The sequence below is a fragment of the Reyranella sp. genome (genome assembly GCF_965228225.1).
Lineage (GTDB): Bacteria > Pseudomonadota > Alphaproteobacteria > Reyranellales > Reyranellaceae > Reyranella.
The window spans coordinates 2,996,310-3,014,267 of the sequence record NZ_OZ245801.1; the positions used below are offsets into that span (position 1 = coordinate 2,996,310).

Annotated in this window: 13 protein-coding genes and 4 tRNA genes; 3 read left to right on the forward strand and 14 right to left on the reverse strand. The window is 64.5% G+C overall.

The genetic code is table 11. The features are described 5' to 3' along the window. Nucleotides 1–202 precede the first annotated feature (202 nt). The 12 genes from rpoC to ACO07K_RS14545 form a co-directional block, all read right to left on the reverse strand. Nucleotides 203–4,375, reverse strand: coding sequence for a DNA-directed RNA polymerase subunit beta' (rpoC, locus tag ACO07K_RS14490; RefSeq protein ID WP_422036610.1), 4,173 nt, complete (start codon nucleotides 4,373–4,375; stop codon nucleotides 203–205). Between the two features lie 54 nt (nucleotides 4,376–4,429). Further along, a complete protein-coding gene (rpoB, locus tag ACO07K_RS14495; RefSeq protein WP_422036611.1) occupies nucleotides 4,430–8,599 on the reverse strand; it encodes a DNA-directed RNA polymerase subunit beta in 4,170 nt (1,389 codons plus the stop codon). Nucleotides 8,600–8,791: 192 nt separating this feature from the next. Continuing rightward, nucleotides 8,792–9,163, reverse strand: a complete 372-nt coding sequence (gene rplL / locus ACO07K_RS14500; protein WP_422012790.1) for a 50S ribosomal protein L7/L12 — start codon at nucleotides 9,161–9,163, stop codon at nucleotides 8,792–8,794. Nucleotides 9,164–9,216: 53 nt separating this feature from the next. After that, entirely contained in the window at nucleotides 9,217–9,744 is a 528-nt protein-coding gene (rplJ, locus tag ACO07K_RS14505) for a 50S ribosomal protein L10 (protein WP_422036612.1), read from the reverse strand. A 334-nt stretch (nucleotides 9,745–10,078) separates the two neighbouring features. Next, the gene (gene rplA, locus ACO07K_RS14510) at nucleotides 10,079–10,771 is read right to left on the reverse strand and encodes a 50S ribosomal protein L1 (RefSeq protein ID WP_422028945.1); all 693 of its coding nucleotides are present in this window, start codon (nucleotides 10,769–10,771) and stop codon (nucleotides 10,079–10,081) included. Nucleotides 10,772–10,775: 4 nt separating this feature from the next. Next, nucleotides 10,776–11,204, reverse strand: a complete 429-nt coding sequence (gene rplK, locus ACO07K_RS14515) for a 50S ribosomal protein L11 (protein ID WP_298316221.1) — start codon at nucleotides 11,202–11,204, stop codon at nucleotides 10,776–10,778. 209 nt (nucleotides 11,205–11,413) lie between these two features. Next, nucleotides 11,414–11,950 carry a transcription termination/antitermination protein NusG gene (gene nusG / locus ACO07K_RS14520; RefSeq protein WP_422012784.1) on the reverse strand — a complete coding sequence of 179 codons (537 nt, stop codon included), beginning with the start codon at nucleotides 11,948–11,950 and terminating at the stop codon, nucleotides 11,414–11,416. A gap of 1 nt (nucleotide 11,951) precedes the next feature. Further along, a complete protein-coding gene (gene secE / locus ACO07K_RS14525; RefSeq protein WP_422012782.1) occupies nucleotides 11,952–12,146 on the reverse strand; it encodes a preprotein translocase subunit SecE in 195 nt (64 codons plus the stop codon). Nucleotides 12,147–12,166: 20 nt separating this feature from the next. Then, a tRNA-Trp gene (locus ACO07K_RS14530) sits at nucleotides 12,167–12,242 on the reverse strand. A 48-nt stretch (nucleotides 12,243–12,290) separates the two neighbouring features. Continuing rightward, a complete protein-coding gene (tuf, locus tag ACO07K_RS14535) occupies nucleotides 12,291–13,481 on the reverse strand; it encodes an elongation factor Tu (protein ID WP_298313465.1) in 1,191 nt (396 codons plus the stop codon). Between the two features lie 69 nt (nucleotides 13,482–13,550). Beyond that, nucleotides 13,551–13,624, reverse strand: a tRNA-Gly gene (locus ACO07K_RS14540). 35 nt (nucleotides 13,625–13,659) lie between these two features. Further along, nucleotides 13,660–13,746 (reverse strand) — tRNA-Tyr (locus ACO07K_RS14545). Between the two features lie 183 nt (nucleotides 13,747–13,929). Between ACO07K_RS14545 and rlmB the strand changes: the two genes are divergently transcribed. The 3 genes from rlmB to ACO07K_RS14560 all read left to right on the forward strand — a co-directional run bounded on the left by rlmB (nucleotide 13,930) and on the right by ACO07K_RS14560 (nucleotide 16,154). Continuing rightward, on the forward strand, nucleotides 13,930–14,691 hold the full coding sequence (rlmB, locus tag ACO07K_RS14550) for a 23S rRNA (guanosine(2251)-2'-O)-methyltransferase RlmB (protein ID WP_422028947.1): 762 nt from the start codon (nucleotides 13,930–13,932) through the stop codon (nucleotides 14,689–14,691). Nucleotides 14,692–14,740: 49 nt separating this feature from the next. After that, a tRNA-Thr gene (locus ACO07K_RS14555) sits at nucleotides 14,741–14,815 on the forward strand. Between the two features lie 301 nt (nucleotides 14,816–15,116). Then, nucleotides 15,117–16,154, forward strand: coding sequence for a hypothetical protein (locus tag ACO07K_RS14560; protein WP_422028949.1), 1,038 nt, complete (start codon nucleotides 15,117–15,119; stop codon nucleotides 16,152–16,154). Nucleotide 16,155: 1 nt separating this feature from the next. On the opposite strand, the gene ACO07K_RS14565 is transcribed toward ACO07K_RS14560, so the two are convergent. Beyond that, nucleotides 16,156–16,938, reverse strand: coding sequence for a glycosyltransferase family 2 protein (locus ACO07K_RS14565; RefSeq protein WP_422028951.1), 783 nt, complete (start codon nucleotides 16,936–16,938; stop codon nucleotides 16,156–16,158). An 11-nt stretch (nucleotides 16,939–16,949) separates the two neighbouring features. Further along, nucleotides 16,950–17,945 carry a UDP-glucose 4-epimerase GalE gene (galE, locus tag ACO07K_RS14570; RefSeq protein ID WP_422028953.1) on the reverse strand — a complete coding sequence of 332 codons (996 nt, stop codon included), beginning with the start codon at nucleotides 17,943–17,945 and terminating at the stop codon, nucleotides 16,950–16,952. Nucleotides 17,946–17,958: the final 13 nt, after the last annotated feature.

The window sequence follows — 17,958 nt, forward strand, 5'->3', positions numbered from 1 at the left end:
GCGTCAAGCGGACTCCGCTCCTTGGGGCCTTGATATCCTTGGATATTTTCCGGCCGAGCGTTTCCGACTCGTTCCTGACTCGCGGGGCGTACGAAGCGCAAGATTCTGACAACCAGATTTAGGGGGTCCTGCCGCCCCAAGCCACAATTTGAAAAGGCCGCCCGGAGGGCGGCCTTTCCGATCTTATAGGCGCGCGGCCAACTCAGTCGGCCGCCCGCTCCTCCTCGAGCGTCGGGACCGGCTGGTCCTCGCTCTCGACGCCCGCAGCCAGGATCGCCCGGTCGCGCTGGGCGGCGATGGCCTTGAGCCGGTTCACCACTCCGCCGGTACCCGCCGGGATCAGGCGGCCGACGATGACGTTTTCCTTCAGACCCTGCAGAGTGTCGACACGGCCACCGACCGCCGCCTCCGTCAGCACGCGGGTGGTCTCCTGGAAGGAGGCCGCCGAGATGAAGGACTTGGTCTGCAGCGACGCCTTGGTGATGCCAAGCAGAACCGGGTCCGCCTTGGCGGGCTTCAGCTTCTCGGAGAGGACCTTGGCGTTCTCGATCTCGAACTCCGCCTTGTCGACCTGCTCGCCGATCAGGAACGTCGTATCGCCGGCCTCGGTGATCTCGACCTTCTGCAGCATCTGACGCGCGATCGTCTCGATGTGCTTGTCGTTGATCTTCACACCCTGCAGGCGATAGACCTCCTGGATCTCGTTGACCAGATACTCGGCCAGCTTCTCGATGCCCAGCACGCGCAGGATGTCGTGCGGGACCGGGTTGCCGTCGATCAGCAGGTCGCCGCGCTCCACATAGTCGCCCTCCTGGACGGCAATGCGCTTGCCCTTCGGGATCAGGTACTCGACCGGCTCCGCACCCTCGCCTTCCGGCACGATCAGGACGCGGCGCTTGCTCTTGTAGTCCTTGCCGAACTCGATGCGGCCCGAGATGTCGCAGATGATCGCGAAATCCTTGGGCTTGCGCGCCTCGAACAGCTCCGCCACGCGGGGCAGACCGCCCGTGATGTCGCGGTTCTTGCCGCCCTCGCGCGGGATACGCGCGAGGATGTCGCCGGCATTGACGTCCTGGCCGTTCTCGATCGACAGAACCGAGTCGAGCGACAGCAGGTACCGGGCCTCCTGACCGTTGGCCAGCATGATCGGCTTGCCGTCGGCGTCGTGGATGGCAATGCGCGGACGCAGATCGCCGCCGCGCGGCTGTCCCTTCCAGTCGACCACGACCCGGTTGGAGATACCCGTCGAGTCGTCGATCACCTCGCGCATCGACACGCCCTCGACGAGGTCGACATAGACCGCCTTACCCGCCTTCTCGGTGATGATTGGCAGGGTGTACGGATCCCACTCGGCGAGCTTCTGGCCCTTCGTGACCAGCGTCTCGCTGTCGACCAGCAGGCGCGCGCCATACGGCACGCGATGCTTGGCCCGCTCGCGCTGGGCCCCGTCGATCAGCACCAGCTCGGTGTTGCGGCCCATGACGACCGGCACACCCGAACTGTTGATGACGACGTTGCGGTTGCGCACCTGGATGGTGCCGTCGTGGCTGGCTTCGATGTTCGACTGCTCCGCGCCGCGCTGCGCGGCGCCACCGATGTGGAAGGTACGCATCGTGAGCTGCGTTCCCGGCTCACCGATCGACTGGGCGGCGATGACGCCGACCGCCTCGCCGATGTTGACCGGCGTGCCGCGGGCCAGGTCGCGACCGTAGCACTTGCCGCAAACACCGACCTTGGTGTCGCAGGTCAGCACCGAGCGGATGCGAAGCTCCTCGATGCCGGCCTTGTCGATCTGCTCGACCCCGACCTCGTCGATGAGCTCGCCGGCCTTGCAGATCACAACGCCGGTCAGCGGATCGATGATGTCGTCCAGCGCCGTGCGGCCGAGAACACGCTCCGAGAGCGGCTCGATCACGTCGCCGCCGTCGACGACCGCGCGCATCGTGAGGCCGCGTTCGGTGCCGCAATCCTCCTCGATGATGATGCAGTCCTGCGCCACGTCGACCAGACGGCGGGTCAGGTAGCCCGAGTTCGCCGTCTTGAGCGCCGTGTCGGCCAGTCCCTTGCGGGCGCCGTGGGTGGAGTTGAAGTACTCCAGCACGGACAGGCCTTCCTTGAAGTTCGACAGGATCGGCGTCTCGATGATCTCGCCCGACGGCTTGGTCATCAGACCGCGCATGCCCGCCAGCTGCTTCATCTGCGTCGCCGAACCGCGCGCTCCTGAATGGGCCATCATCCACACCGCGTTGACCGGCTTGCCCGGCAGCGGCGTCGAGATGCCCTTCATCATTTCCTCGGCGACCCGGTCAGAGCAACGCGACCAGGCGTCGACGACCTTGTTGTACTTCTCGCCGGAGGTGATGAGGCCGTCCTGGTACTGCTGCTCGTATTCCTTCACTTCCTTGTTGGTCTGGGCGACCAGCTTGACCTTCGCCGTCGGGATGACGAGGTCGTCCTTGCCGAACGAGATGCCGGCGCGGCAGGCGTGATAGAAGCCGAGACCCATCAGGCGGTCGGCGAAGATCACCGTCTCCTTCTGACCGCAGTGGCGGTAGACGGAGTCGATGACGTTCTGCAGGTCCTTCTTGGTCAGCAGGCGGTTGATCAGCGAGAATGGCAGGTTCTCGTGCTTGGGCAGGATCTGGGCCAGCAGGATGCGCCCCGGCGTGGTCTCGACGACGCGGGTCGCGAACACGCCCTTGTCGTCATAGGCCTCGAGACGCATCTTGATGCGCGCATGCATGGAGAGCGTGCGGCTGTGAAGAGCGTGCTCCAGCTCGCCGATCTGGGAGAACAGCGAGCCTTCGCCCGGCTCCCCCTCGCGCTCCAGCGTGATGTAGTAGATGCCGAGAACGATGTCCTGCGACGGCACGATGATCGGCTTGCCCGACGCCGGCGACAGAATGTTGTTGGTCGACATCATCAGCACGCGCGCCTCGAGCTGGGCTTCCAGCGACAGCGGCACGTGCACCGCCATCTGGTCACCGTCGAAGTCCGCATTGAAGGCCGTGCAGACCAGCGGATGCAGCTGGATCGCCTTGCCCTCGATCAGCACCGGCTCGAACGCCTGGATGCCCAGGCGGTGCAGCGTCGGCGCGCGGTTCAGCAGCACGGGATGCTCGCGGATGACCTCCTCGAGGATGTCCCACACTTCCGGCCGCTCCTTCTCGACCATGCGCTTGGCGGCCTTGATCGTATTGGCCATGCCATAGTTCTGCAGGCGCGAGTAGATGAACGGCTTGAACAGTTCGAGCGCCATCTTCTTCGGCAGGCCGCACTGGTGCAGCTTGAGTTCCGGACCGACGACGATGACGGAACGGCCCGAGTAGTCGACGCGCTTGCCGAGCAGGTTCTGGCGGAAGCGACCCTGCTTGCCCTTCAGCATGTCGCTGAGCGACTTCAGCGGACGCTTGTTGGCGCCCGTGATGACGCGGCCGCGACGGCCGTTGTCGAACAGGGCGTCGACCGACTCCTGCAGCATGCGCTTCTCGTTGCGCACGATGATGTCGGGCGCGCGCAGCTCCATCAGCCGCTTGAGGCGGTTGTTGCGGTTGATGACGCGACGATAGAGGTCGTTCAGGTCCGAGGTCGCGAAACGGCCGCCGTCGAGCGGCACCAGCGGACGCAACTCGGGCGGGATCACCGGCACCAGCTCGAGGATCATCCATTCCGGACGGGCGCCCGACTCGATGAAGTTCTCGCAGAGCTTGAGACGCTTCACGAGCTTCTTGCGCTTGGCCTCCGACGTCGTCTCGCGCAGTTCCTCGCGCAGCCGGGGACGCTCCTCGTTGAGGTCGATCGCCTGCAGCATGCCGCGGATCGCCTCGGCGCCGATCTCGGCCTCGAAGGAGCCCTCGCCGTACTCGTCGAGCGCGTTGAGGTACTGCTCTTCGTTCAGCAGTTCACGGTACTTGAGCGGCGTCAGGCCGGGATTGCTGACGACGTAGTTCTCGAAATACAGGATGCGCTCGAGGTCGCGCAGCGTCATGTCGAGCAGCAGGCCGATGCGGCTCGGCAGCGACTTCAGGAACCAGATGTGCGCCACCGGCGAGGCCAGCTCGATATGGCCCATGCGCTCGCGGCGCACCTTGGTGAGGGTCACCTCGACGCCGCACTTCTCGCAGGTGATGCCGCGGAACTTCATGCGCTTGTACTTGCCGCACAGGCACTCGTAGTCCTTGATCGGCCCGAAGATGCGGGCGCAGAACAGGCCGTCACGCTCCGGCTTGAACGTGCGGTAGTTGATGGTCTCCGGCTTCTTGATCTCGCCGTGGCTCCAGGTGCGGATGCGCTCGGGGCTGGCGATCGAGATGCGGATCTCGTCGAAGGTCGGGGTGCCCTGCGGCTGGCCCAGTACGTTGATAAGGTCGGTCATTGTTGTCCTACTGTTCTGTGGACGTAATTCTCGAAGTCGGGAGGCCGGTCACCCTCAGGTGACCGACTGGTTCAATTCGACGTTGAGGCCGAGGGAGCGCAGCTCCTTGACCAGCACGTTGAAGGATTCGGGGATGCCCGCCTCGAAGGTGTCGTCGCCGCGCACGATGGCCTCGTAGACCTTGGTGCGGCCGGCCACGTCGTCCGACTTGACGGTGAGGATCTCCTGCAGCGTGTAGGCGGCGCCGTAGGCCTCCAGCGCCCACACTTCCATCTCGCCGAAACGCTGTCCGCCGAACTGTGCCTTGCCGCCCAGCGGCTGCTGGGTAACCAGGCTGTACGGTCCGATCGAACGCGCGTGGATCTTGTCGTCCACGAGATGGTGCAGCTTCAGCATGTAGATGTAGCCGACGGTCACCTTGCGGTCGAACGGCTCGCCCGTGCGGCCGTCGACCAGGGTGACCTGGCCGGACCGGTCGAGACCGGCCATTTCCAGCATCTCGACGATGTCGGGCTCGTGCGCGCCGTCGAACACCGGCGACGCGAAGGGCACGCCCTTGCTGAGGTTGCGGGCGAGTTCGATCGTCTGCTCGTCGCTGAGGTCGGCGATGTCGGCCTTGAAGCTCTTCTCGCCGTAGATCTCGCGCAGCTGCTTCTTGATCTGCGACACCGAGATCTCGCGCGCGTCCTCGAGCATCTTGCCGATCTTCTTGCCGAGACCCGACGCGGCCCAACCGAGATGGGTCTCGAGGATCTGACCGACGTTCATGCGCGACGGCACGCCGAGCGGGTTGAGCACGATGTCGACCGGACCGCCCTCTTCCAGGTACGGCATGTCCTCGAGCGGCATGATACGCGAGATGACGCCCTTGTTGCCGTGACGGCCGGCCATCTTGTCGCCCGGCTGCAGCTTGCGCTTGGTCGCGACGAAGACCTTGACCATCTTCATCACGCCCGGCGGCAGCTCGTCGCCGCGCTGCAGCTTGTCGACCTTGCTGTCGAACCGGTCCTGCAGGCGCTTCATCGATTCGTCGAACTGCTTGTTCAGAGCCTCGATCTCGGCCTGCTTCTTGTCCGCCTTGACGGCGATCTGGCGCCACTGGCCGGGCGTGTACTCGCCCAGCACATTGTCGGCGATCTTGGTGCCCGGCTTCAGGCCCTTCAGCCCGCCGGCGACCACCTGGTTCATCAGCATTTCCTGGAGCTGGCTGTAGAAGCTGCGCTCGAGGATGGCCTTTTCGTCGTCACGGTCCTTGGCGAGACGTTCGATCTCGTCGCGCTCGATGGCGAGCGCGCGCTCGTCCTTGTCGACGCCACGGCGATTGAACACGCGCACCTCGACGACGGTGCCTTCGACGCCCGGCGGCACCTTCAGCGACGTGTCGCGCACGTCCGCGGCCTTCTCGCCGAAGATGGCACGGAGCAGCTTCTCTTCCGGGGTCATCGGGCTCTCGCCCTTGGGCGTCACCTTGCCGACCAGGATGTCGCCCGCCTTCACCTCGGCGCCGATATAGACGATGCCCGCCTCGTCGAGGTTCTTGAGGGCCTCCTCGCCGACGTTCGGGATGTCGCGGCTGATTTCTTCCTGACCGAGCTTGGTGTCGCGGGCCATGACCTCGAACTCCTCGATGTGGATCGAGGTGAAGACGTCATCGCGCACGATGCGCTCGGAGAGGAGGATAGAGTCCTCGAAGTTGTAGCCGTTCCACGGCATGAACGCGACGAGCACGTTGCGGCCGAGCGCGAGCTCGCCGTTCTGCGTCGACGGGCCGTCGGCCACGATGTCACCCTTCTTGACATGATCGCCAACCCTGACGAGCGGCTTCTGGGTGATGCAGGTGCTCTGGTTGGAGCGCTGGAACTTCAACAGGTTGTAGATGTCGACCGCCGGGCGATTCGGGCCGACATCGTCCGTCGCGCGCACCACGATACGCATCGCGTCCACCTGGTCGACGATGCCGGTGCGGCGCGCCGAGATGGCGACGCCCGAGTCGCGGGCCACCACCTCTTCCATGCCGGTGCCGACCAGCGGCGATTCGGCCTGAATGAGCGGCACCGCCTGACGCTGCATGTTCGAGCCCATCAGCGCGCGGTTGGCGTCGTCGTTCTCGAGGAACGGGATCAGCGCTGCGGCAACCGACACGATCTGCTTAGGCGAGACGTCGACGAAATCGATCGTCTCCGGCCGGCCGAGAATGTACTCGCCGCCCTTGCGGCACTGGACCAGCTCGGACACGAACTTGCCCTTGGCGTCGATCTCGGCGTTGGCCTGGGCCACCGTGTATCGGCCCTCCTCCATCGCGGACAGATAGACGACCTCGTCGGTCACGCGGCCGGCCACGACCTTGCGGTACGGGCTTTCGATGAAGCCGTACTGATTCACGCGAGCATAGGTCGCCAGCGAGTTGATCAGACCGATGTTCGGGCCTTCCGGCGTCTCGATCGGGCAGATGCGGCCATAATGCGTCGGATGCACGTCGCGCACCTCGAAGCCGGCGCGCTCGCGCGTCAGACCGCCCGGTCCAAGCGCCGACAGGCGCCGCTTGTGGGTGACTTCCGACAGCGGGTTGGTCTGGTCCATGAACTGCGAGAGCTGCGAGGAGCCGAAGAACTCGCGCACCGCCGCCGCCGCCGGCTTGGCGTTGATCAGGTCGTGCGGCATCACCGTGTCGATGTCGATCGAGCTCATGCGCTCGCGGATCGCCCGCTCCATGCGCAGCAGGCCGACGCGGTACTGGTTCTCCATCAGCTCGCCGACCGAGCGAACGCGGCGGTTGCCGAGATGGTCGATGTCGTCGATCTCGCCGCGGCCGTCCTTGAGGCCGTGCAGCACCTTGACGACCGCAAGGATGTCCTCGCGGCGCAGCGTGCGCTGCGTGTCGGGCACGTTCTCGAAATCGAGGCGCATGTTCATCTTCACGCGGCCGACCGGCGACAGGTCGTAGCGATCGATGTCGAACAGCAGGCCCTGGAACAGGGTCTCGGCCTGTTCGAGGGTCGGCGGCTCACCGGGGCGCATGACGCGGTAGATGTCGAGCAGCGCCTCTTCGCGGTTCGAGTTCTTGTCCGCTGCCAGAGTGTTGCGGATGTAGGGGCCAACGTTGACGTGGTCGATGGCGAGCGTCGGAAGCTCGTCGATGCCGTTCTCGGCGAACATCTCGAGCACGGCCTCGGTGATCTCCTGGCCGGCTTCGACGTAGATCTCGCCCGTCTTCTCGTTGATGACGTCGACCGCCGCGTAGCGGCCGATCAGCTCCTCGGCCATGACGCGGATGTCCGTCAGGCCCGCTTCCTTGAGCTTGTTGAGCAGGCGCGGCGTCATCTTCGTGCCGGCGTCGGCGACGGACTTGCCGGTCTTGCCGTTCACCAGATCGTGCGTCAGCTTAACGCCGCGCATCGACTCGGCATCGAACGGCGTGTTCCAGCCGTCCTCGCCCCGCGTGTAGTCGACCTGCCCGTAGAAGGCCGCCAGGATCTCTTCCGGCGACATGCCCTGGGCGTCGGACGGGTCGAGTGTCTGACCCTTGGCGATCGCAGACGTACGCTTCTTCCAGGTGGCGTCGTTGTCCAGCGCCAGCAGCAGCGTCGTCACCGGAATCTTGCGGCGACGGTCGATGCGGACGTGGATCAGATCCTTGGCGTCGAACTCGAAGTCGAGCCACGAACCGCGATAGGGGATGATGCGGGCGGCGAACAGGTACTTGCCCGAGCTGTGGGTCTTGCCCTTGTCATGGTCGAAGAAGACGCCCGGCGAACGGTGCATCTGCGAGACGATCACGCGCTCCGTGCCGTTCACAATGAAGGTGCCGTTGTCCGTCATGAGCGGCATGTCGCCCATGTAGACGTCCTGCTCCTTGATATCGCGGATCGAGCGCGAGCCGGCTTCCTCGTCGATATCCCACACCACGAGCTGCAGCGTGACCTTGAGCGGGGCGGCATAGGTGATGCCGCGCTGCTGGCATTCCTCGACGTCGTACTTGGGCTCCTCGAACTCGTACTTGACGAACTCGAGGCTGGCGCGCTCGGCGAAGTCCTTGATCGGGAACACGCCGCGGAAGACTTCCTGGAGACCCGACTGGGTGCGCTTGGCCGCCGGCGTGACGCGCTGAAGGAAGCTCTCGTAGGAGCTCTTCTGAACCTCGATGAGGTTTGGCATCGGCGCCACCGATTCGATGTGGCCGAAGAAACGACGAATCCGTTTGCGCGTGTTGAAGGCCGTGGCCATCCTGCGTCCTCGAAGGTTCAAGGGCGGTGATAAACACCCGCTGCTTTCTCGGAGCTCCCGGCCCGCCAGCCGTTCGCCCCATCCGTTGCAGAGGGCCACTTGTCGGAACGGACCCCTCGGGGAAGTCCGTTCGGAGAAGAGGCCCGATCGGGCCGGCCTCCCGAAGGAAGCCGGCCCGGCCGGTAAAAAGTCTTACTTGAGCTCGACCTTGGCGCCTTCGGCCTCGAGCTTCGCCTTGAGCTTCTCGGCATCGGCCTTCGGCACGCCTTCCTTGACCGCCTTCGGCGCGGCTTCGACCAGGTCCTTGGCTTCCTTGAGGCCGAGACCGGTGATCTCGCGGACTGCCTTGATGACGTTGATCTTCTTGTCGCCGGCGGCGGCGAGAACGACGGTGAACTCGTCCTTCACCTCGACCGGAGCGGCAGCCGCGCCAGCAGCGGCGGCGACGGCGACCGGAGCGGCGGCGCTGACGCCCCACTTCTCTTCCAGCAGCTTGCTGAGCTGAGCGGCCTCGAGGACCGTCAGGGCCGACAGCTCTTCGACCAACTTCTCGAGATTAGCCATTTTAGTCTCCTGTAACCCGAACTTCGATAAACGTGATGTCGATTGATAAAGACTTACGCTGCCTTCGCGCCGTCTTCCTTGGCTCCATAAGCCCCGAACACACGAGCCAGCTGACCGGCGGGCGCCACGAGCACGCCAGCGACCTTGGTCGCCGGGGCCTGTAGAAGACCGATGATCTTGCCGCGCAGAGCATCGAGGGACGGCAGGGTGGCGAGAGCCTGGACGCCAGCGACGTCCAATGTCTCACCATCCAGAGAACCGCCGACGATGGTCAGCTTTTCGTTGCCCTTGGCATAGGCCGCGACGACTTTCGCCGCTGCGACCGGATCCTTGGAATAGGCGATGGCAGTCGGTCCCGTGAACATGGGGCCGAGCGCCGTGAAGGGCGTACCCTCGAGGGCACGCAGCGTGAGCCGATTCTTCGTGACCTTGTAGCTTGCGCCGGCTGCCCTGATCTTGCGACGCAGGTCCGTCACTTCCTGGACGGTCAGACCTGACTGGCGGGTAACCACCATCAGATTGGCGTCCTTGAAGATCTGGTTCAGCTCGACGATCGCTTCGGCCTTTTCCGAACGATTCACGGCTTTCTCCAACTATGGTCCAACCCGGAGGATCCGGATCGGACCGGCTGCGTTACAGACTACGCAGCCTCCGTTAGCGGGTTAGCGCGAAACGGAGACCTCGCGGTCCGGTTCGCCTGCCCCGGAAGTTCGGGCGCGTTCGCGCACCTGAAGGTGCAGCGTCGATTCCCTTGCCCCCGTCTGCACTGGCGGGTTTCCCCATTAAGCCCGACCCGCGAGGGTCGAGTACCGGTGGTCTCGGACAGGTGGAGCTGGAGGCCTGGAGGCCTCTTCGCTCCTCCCGCCGCCGGCCTCACGGCCCGCGGCGGAATCTCTCAAAATCTCCCGACAGCGATCAGGCGACCGCGGTCGCCAGGTCGAGCTTGATGCCCGGCCCCATCGTCGAGCTCAGCGACACCTTCTTGATGAAGGTGCCCTTGGCGCCGCTGGGCTTGGCCCGGTTGATCGCCGCGATCAGCGCCTTCACGTTGGCGGTGATCGCCTCCTCGCTGAACGAGGCCTTGCCCACACCAGCATGAACGATGCCAGCCTTCTCGGCGCGGAACTCGATCGAGCCGGCCTTGGCGGCCTTGACGGCCGCGGCCACGTCCTGCGTCACCGTGCCGAGCTTCGGATTCGGCATCAGGCCACGCGGGCCCAGGACCTTACCCAGCCGACCCACCACGCCCATCATGTCGGGGGTGGCGATGCAGCGCTCGAAGTTCATTTCGCCGGCGTTGATCTTCTCCGCCAGGTCCTCGGCGCCGACGATATCGGCACCCGCTGCCTTGGCTTCCTCGGCCTTGGCACCGCGCGCGAACACCGCGACGCGCACCGACTTGCCGGTGCCGTTCGGCAGCTCGATCATGCCGCGCACCGCCTGGTCGGCGTGACGCGGATCGATGCCGAGGTTCATCGCGACCTCGATGGTCTCGTCGAACTTCGCCTTGGCATTGGCCTTGACGATCTTCACCGCCTCTTCGAGCGGGTACATCTTCTCGCGGTCGACCGTGGCGGACGCCGTCTTGTAACGCTTGCCCTGGGCCATGGTCCTACTCCACCACCTGGAGGCCCATCGAGCGGGCCGAGCCCACCACCTGGGCCATCGCCGACTCGACGGTATCGCAGTTGAGATCGGGCATCTTCTGCTCGGCGATCTCGCGAACCTGCTGCGTCGTGACCTTGCCGACGATCTGCGTACCGACCGTCTTGGCGCCCGACTCGATGCCGGCCGCCTTTTTAAGGAAATAAGTCACCGGCGGCGTCTTGGTGACGAAGGTGAAGCTGCGGTCCTGGAACACGGTGATGACCACCGGGATCGGCATCCCCGGCTCCATCTTCTGCGTCTTCGCGTTGAACTGCTTGCAGAATTCCATGATGTTGACGCCCTGCTGACCGAGCGCGGGCCCGATCGGCGGAGACGGATTGGCCTTGCCAGCCGGCACTTGCAGCTTGACGTAGGCTTGGATCTTTTTAGCCATGCATGCCCCTTTCCTGTGGGCGGCGCGGTCCGGCCATGGCAGGCCTCCCGCACCAGAAAATGATCAAGTCCTTGATCCCAAAGGATTTTCGGCCTCAACCCACCTCATGAGAAAAGGCCGGCGCACGGCCAGCCCTCCCAAGGGCGCGCGATCTACCAAATAAGACCGCCCGCCACAACCCTGATCTTGTCCACCGATATGGGAACGAATCAGATCTTTTCCACCTGTGCGTAGTCGAGTTCGACCGGGGTCGACCGGCCGAAGATCGAAACGGCAACCTTCACGCGTGCCCGTTCCTCGTCCACGTCCTCGACAGTGCCGTTGAACGACGCGAACGGACCGTCGGCCACCTTGACCTGCTCGCCGATCTCGAAGCTGACGGCGGGCTTGGGACGCTCCACGCCTTCCTGGACCTGCTTCAGAATGCGGCTGGCTTCGGCTTCGGAGATCGGCACCGGCTTGCCGCGACCACCGCCGCCCAGGAAGCCCGTGACCTTGGCCGTGTTCTTGACCAGATGCCAGGAGTCGTCCGTCAGATCCATCTTCACGAGGACGTAGCCCGGGAAGAACTTGCGCTCGGTATTGACCTTGCTGCCGCGGCGGACTTCCACGACTTCCTCGGTCGGAACGATGACCTCGGTGATTTCGTCGTCCAGACCCTTCTTTCCGGCCTGTTCACGGATCGACTGGGCGACCTTGTTCTCGAAGCCCGAGTAGGCGTGAACGACGTACCAGCGATGAGCCATGTCAGGAAACCCCGAGGAGAAGCTTCACGACGAAGCCAATGACCTTGTCGGCCACCAAAAAGAACAGCGAGGAGATTACGACAAAGATGAACACCATGCTGGTGGTGATCATGGTTTCGCGCCGAGTCGGCCAAGTGACGCGCGCCACCTCGGCTCTGACTTCTCGGGCGAACTCGATCGGATTCTTTGTCGTCATGATCGCCAATCTTCAAAAAATGGCAGGAGCGGAGGGACTCGAACCCACGACCCTCGGTTTTGGAGACCGATGCTCTACCAACTGAGCTACACTCCTGCAGACCATCGCCGCCGGATTGGTGCCGGCGGCGATCCTCTTATAGCACTACTTTACGACTTTGGTGACGACGCCGGCGCCGACGGTGCGGCCGCCCTCGCGGATGGCGAAGCGCAGGCCCTCGTCCATGGCGATCGGCTGGATCAGCTCGACCACCAGCCGCGCGTTGTCGCCCGGCATCACCATCTCCGTGCCTTCCGGCAAGGTCACCACGCCCGTCACGTCCGTCGTCCGGAAGTAGAACTGCGGACGGTAGTTCGTGAAGAACGGCGTGTGACGGCCGCCCTCTTCCTTCGTCAGGATGTAGGCTTCCGCCTCGAAGTTCGTGTGCGGCGTGATCGCGCCCGGCTTCGACAGAACCTGGCCGCGCTCCACGTCCTCGCGGCCAACGCCGCGCAGCAGCGCGCCGATATTGTCGCCCGCCTCGCCCGAGTCCAGCAGCTTGCGGAACATCTCGACGCCCGTGACCACCGTCTTCGTCGTGGCCTTCAGGCCCACGATCTCGACTTCCTCGCCGACCTTCACGATGCCGCGCTCGACGCGACCCGTCACCACCGTGCCGCGGCCCGAGATCGAGAACACGTCCTCGATCGGCATCAGGAACGGCTTGTCCTTGTCGCGCGCCGGCTGCGGAATGTACTTGTCGACCTCTTCCATCAGCTTCAGAACCGCCTGCTCGCCGAGCTCCGGGTTCTTGTCCTCCAGCGCCATCAGCGCCGAGCCCCGCACCACCGGAAGGTCGTCGCCCGGGAACTGGTAGCTCTTCAGCAGCTCGCGCACTTCCAGCTCGACCAGGTCCAGCAGCTCCGGATCGTCGACCATGTCGCACTTGTTCATGAACACCACCAGCGCCGGAACGCCGACCTGGCGCGCCAGCAGGATGTGCTCGCGCGTCTGCGGCATCGGGCCGTCGGCCGCCGAAACCACCAGGATCGCCCCGTCCATCTGCGCCGCGCCCGTGATCATGTTCTTCACGTAGTCGGCATGGCCCGGGCAGTCCACGTGCGCGTAGTGACGGTTCGCCGTCTCGTACTCGACATGCGCCGTCGAGATCGTGATGCCGCGCTCGCGCTCTTCCGGGGCCTTGTCGATCTGGTCGTAGGCCGTGAACGTCGCGCCGCCCGTCTTCGCCAGGATCTTCGTGATCGCAGCCGTCAGAGACGTCTTGCCATGATCGACGTGACCGATCGTTCCGATGTTGCAGTGCGGCTTGTTCCGCTCAAACTTTGCCTTCGACATGGTGTCGCGACCCTCGTGATGCTTCAGCTTCTACACAGACCGAACTTAACTGGCCGACTTAGCCAAACCTGGAGCGGGTGAAGGGAATCGAACCCTCGTCGTAAGCTTGGAAGGCTTCTGCTCTACCATTGAGCTACACCCGCAACACCCAAACAGAACCACTCTCGCCATGAACCGCTGGTGGAGGGGGAAGGATTCGAACCTTCGTAGACGCGAAGTCGGCAGATTTACAGTCTGCTGCCATTGACCGCTCGGCCACCCCTCCGTCCCAACCGGCATAAACGGAAAAAGCCTGTAGGCGCGGGGAGATACAGTGGCTTTCCGTGACTAGCAAGCACTTCCTTGCGATGGGAACAAAACGCGCGGCAGCCGGTCGCGCCCGTTCGTCCAATACGGCCCGGCGACACGGGATTTGCCCACACCCGCTCCGCGCCATACAAGGCTCGCCATGCCCCCTCGCCCAAATCGTCCCCATCGCCAATCCCGCACCGGCAACCAGTCCATCTGGATTTTCGGCCGTCACGCCGTGCTCGCGGCCCTCGCCAACCCCGACCGCCGGATCGAACGGGTGTTCGTGACGAAGGAGATGGCCGACGCCCATGCCGCCGAGATCGGCAAGACGGACAAGACCATCACCTCGCGCGAGGACCTGAACCAGCGCCTGCCCAACGGCGCCGTCCACCAGGGCATCGCCGCGCTCGTGGCGCCCCTGGAAGAGCCCGCCCTCGAGGATATCCTGGCGCGCTGCGGCGACAATGCCCTCGTCCTGGCCCTCGACCAGGTGAGCGACCCGCACAATGTGGGCGCCATCCTGCGGTCGGCCGCGGCGTTCGGCGCCGCCGGCGTGATCGTGACCGACCGCCACACCCCGTCGGACACCGGCACCCTGGCCAAGGCCGCTTCCGGCGCCCTGGAGGTCGTCCCGCTGGTGCGCGCCGTCAACCTCGCCCGCGCCCTCGACCAGCTCAAGGAGGCCGGGTTCTGGACCTACGGGCTGGCCGAAAGCGGCGACACGCGGATCGGCGACCTCGACCTCAAGGGCCGGACCTGCATCGTGCTGGGCGCCGAAGGCGAAGGGCTGCGCCGGCTGACCACGGAGAAGTGCGACCGGCTGGTGACGATTCCCACCAGCGACGCGCTCTCGGCCCTCAACGTCTCGAACGCCGCCGCGGTCGCCGCCTACGAATGGGCACGTCAGCAACCGAAATGATGCGACTTTCGCGGAGTTCGGTTATCTATCCGCCGAAGGCAGCCTGAGGGCCGGGTTAGCACAGCGGTAGTGCAGCGGTTTTGTAAACCGAAGGTCGGGGGTTCGATCCCCTCACCCGGCACCAGCCTTTTGTTGGACCTTGCTGTGAACGGTTCTGCGGGACAGCCGCCGCAAAACCCAGATCAGAACCGGCAAGGCACGAGCTGGTTTTTTTTTCATTCTGGTTGGCCCCGTATATTGTTAGTCAACCAGAATGATAAATAGCCAATGGCCAGATTGATGCGCGTTCAACGAGCTGATCCTTCCTGGCCATGAGCCGCAGTTTTTGGCCCGCTCGGTGGTTCGCACCAAGAGCCTCGGCGACGAGTGTTGCTTCGGCGGCGTTCCCCCAAGACGACAACGCGATAAGAGCGTCCCGCCCCGAGTTGGAACCGAAAATCAAAGATGTGGTGTTCGTCCACATCCCTAAAACCGCCGGCACGTCGATGCGCCATATGCTGTCTGCGTCGCTGCCGGGTGCCGTCAAATTATTCGACTACGGGGCAGACACCGCCACGCTGATCGCCGCGCAGCGGACCGTCCTGGATGCCTTCGGAGGTACGGCAAGCACCGCCACGATCCCCGGCAACATCATCAACGCTTTTGAGTCCGACATTCGGACCCCTGAGAAGATCATTGCACTACGCAGCGAAGCGGATCGGGGGCTTGGATTTCTCGTCAGCAGTCAGAATCCAATCCGGCACTGGATCGGTGCCTTTCACGCGGCATCCGTCGTCACCTTCCTGCGTGATCCCGTCGAGCGCGTCGCGTCCAGTTATCGAATGCACGTCAGAGAGAAAAGCTTCAGCGGTTCGTTCGCAGAGTTCTACGAGTCACCCGACCAGATCAATGTTCAGTGCCAGCAGCTGAGGGGAACAGACCTGCATAAACTGGGGTTTGTCGGGCTGGTCGAGTTCATGCCCGATATGATCAGAGCGCTGTCCCGGCACCTTGGAGTGGAACTTCGGATGCGCCACGACAATGGCGCCGGCCGTTCGTCTCGACCTGAGATCGACTCGACCGTCCGATCCAGAATTGTTGCGCTCAATGGCGACGATCTGTGCCTCTATCGTCATGTCGAAGCCAACCTCGACCATTTCACGAATCATCGCGGACGCCCTTCGACAATCGCGTGCAAGCTCGCCCGAGGCAAGGTGTACCGGGCTGAACAAGGCATCCTCAGAGGTTGGGCCCTGGCCCACGATCCGAACCAGCTGGCGACGATCGAAGTCCGGGTCGGCGGGCAAGCCGTTCAGCGCTGCTACGCCGATCAGTTCCTGCCGTGGCTGAAGAAGATGACGCCCCACGGGGTTGGTGGCTTCGAGCTTCGTTTGCCGGCAGGACTTGCGGTGGGAAATAGCCCCATTCGCGTGATGATCGCCGGAACGGACAAGGACCTCGAGGGTTCTCCGCTCAGCCTTTGATTCATGCAGACTGGGTCAGCGCCGACAGGCGCCTGTCCAGCAGTTCGAGCGCCAGCAGGACTTCTGCAAGCAGGCGCTGAAATGCGTAGAACCAGCCGGCCTTTCCGTCGAGGATCGCGCCTTTCGCGAACAGAACGTAGCCGAGCACCAGGACCGGCGCAGGCCAGCCCATCAGGCGTATCCGATCGACGCGGCCCAGCCGGTCTCGCGGGCTCTCGAGCAGATGGGCCGCCTCGCGCGCAGCATACTTGAGCTGCGAGGCCAGCCAGCGCGACAGCGGCTTGCGATCGTCGTGGTAGATCGTGCCCTCGAGGGCCGCGACGCGGCCCTGCAGGCGGATGCGATGGCCGTGCCCCTCGTTCTCGTATCGCGCGCCTGCGACGCGATAGAGCACGGTACGCGGCGGGTACAGCGTGCCGCGCAGCGGGTGGCCGTGGATCCGGTAGATGAACGCCGCCTTGTACCCGGTGTCGCCCGCACCGGGCTGCAACTCCGCCAGTTCAGAGACGAAAGCGTCGCTCAGCTCGTAGTCGGCATCGAGCGACAGGACCCAGTCGGTACGGATCTGCGCCAGACCGAAATTGCACTGTTCGGCGAAACTGTCGAACGGGCGGTGGACGATCTCCACCTGCGGATTTGCGGCCAGCACGTCCAGCGTGCCGTCGGTGCTGCCGCTGTCGATCACGACGATGCGGCGGGCCCAGTCGAGTTTTGCCAGCGTCCGCCCGATATTCTGGATCTCGTTGAAGGTGATCAGCAGCGGGGTGATGCTGTCGCGATCCATGCGTGGCGTCTCTAACGGGCCTTCGCCTGCATCGCGCGGCTGCGGCTGTCCGTCATCCACATCCAGGCGCTGCCGATGATGTCGTCGATCGCCGAATGGGCCGGCGTCCAGTCCAGCGCCTGCCGCGCCCGCGAGACATCCGCCACCAGCACCGGAGGATCGCCCGGCCGCCGCGGCGCCGCGACGGTCCGGATCTCGCGGCCGGTGAGACGCCGCGCGCGGTCGACCAGTTCGCCGATGCTCGCACCTTGTCCGCCGCCAAGATTGTAGGCCTGAAAACGACCGGCCTCGCAGCGTGACAGCGCGGCGACATGCGCCGCCGCAAGGTCAGTCACATGCACATAGTCGCGGACGCAGGTGCCGTCCGGCGTATCGTAGTCCGTCCCGAAGATGGCTATGTCGGGCCGAATGCCGTGCGCAGCCTGCAGCACCAAAGGGATGATGTGTGTCTCCGGATCGTGCTCCTCGCCCAGCTCGCCCTCAGGATCGGCGCCGCCGGCATTGAAGTAGCGCAGCGCGATCGCAGCCAGGCCGTGGGCGGTACAGGCATCGCGCAGGATCTGCTCCCCCATCAGCTTGGTGCGGCCGTAGGTGTTGATCGGCAGCTGCACGGTGCCTTCGACGACCGGCAGGACATCGGGCACGCCATAGGTCGCGCAACTGCTGCTGAACACGAGGGAGCCGACGCCATGCGCACGCATGACCTCGATCAGCGCAATCATGCCGCCAACGTTGGCACGATAGTAGCGCATCGGCTCGATCATCGACTCGCCGACATAGGCGAGCGCCGCGAAATTGATGACCGCATCGGGCTTGTGCTCTCGGATCGCCGCTCCGAGCGCCACCGGATCGTTGATGTCGCCCCGGACCAGCGGGCCCCACTTCACGGCCCAGGGATGGCCCGTGTGCAGGTTGTCGTAGGCGATCGGCAGGTGGCCTGCGCGCGCAAGCGCCTTGCATGTATGCGAGCCGATATAGCCCGCACCCCCCGCCACCAGTACACGCACTATGCCGTCCCCC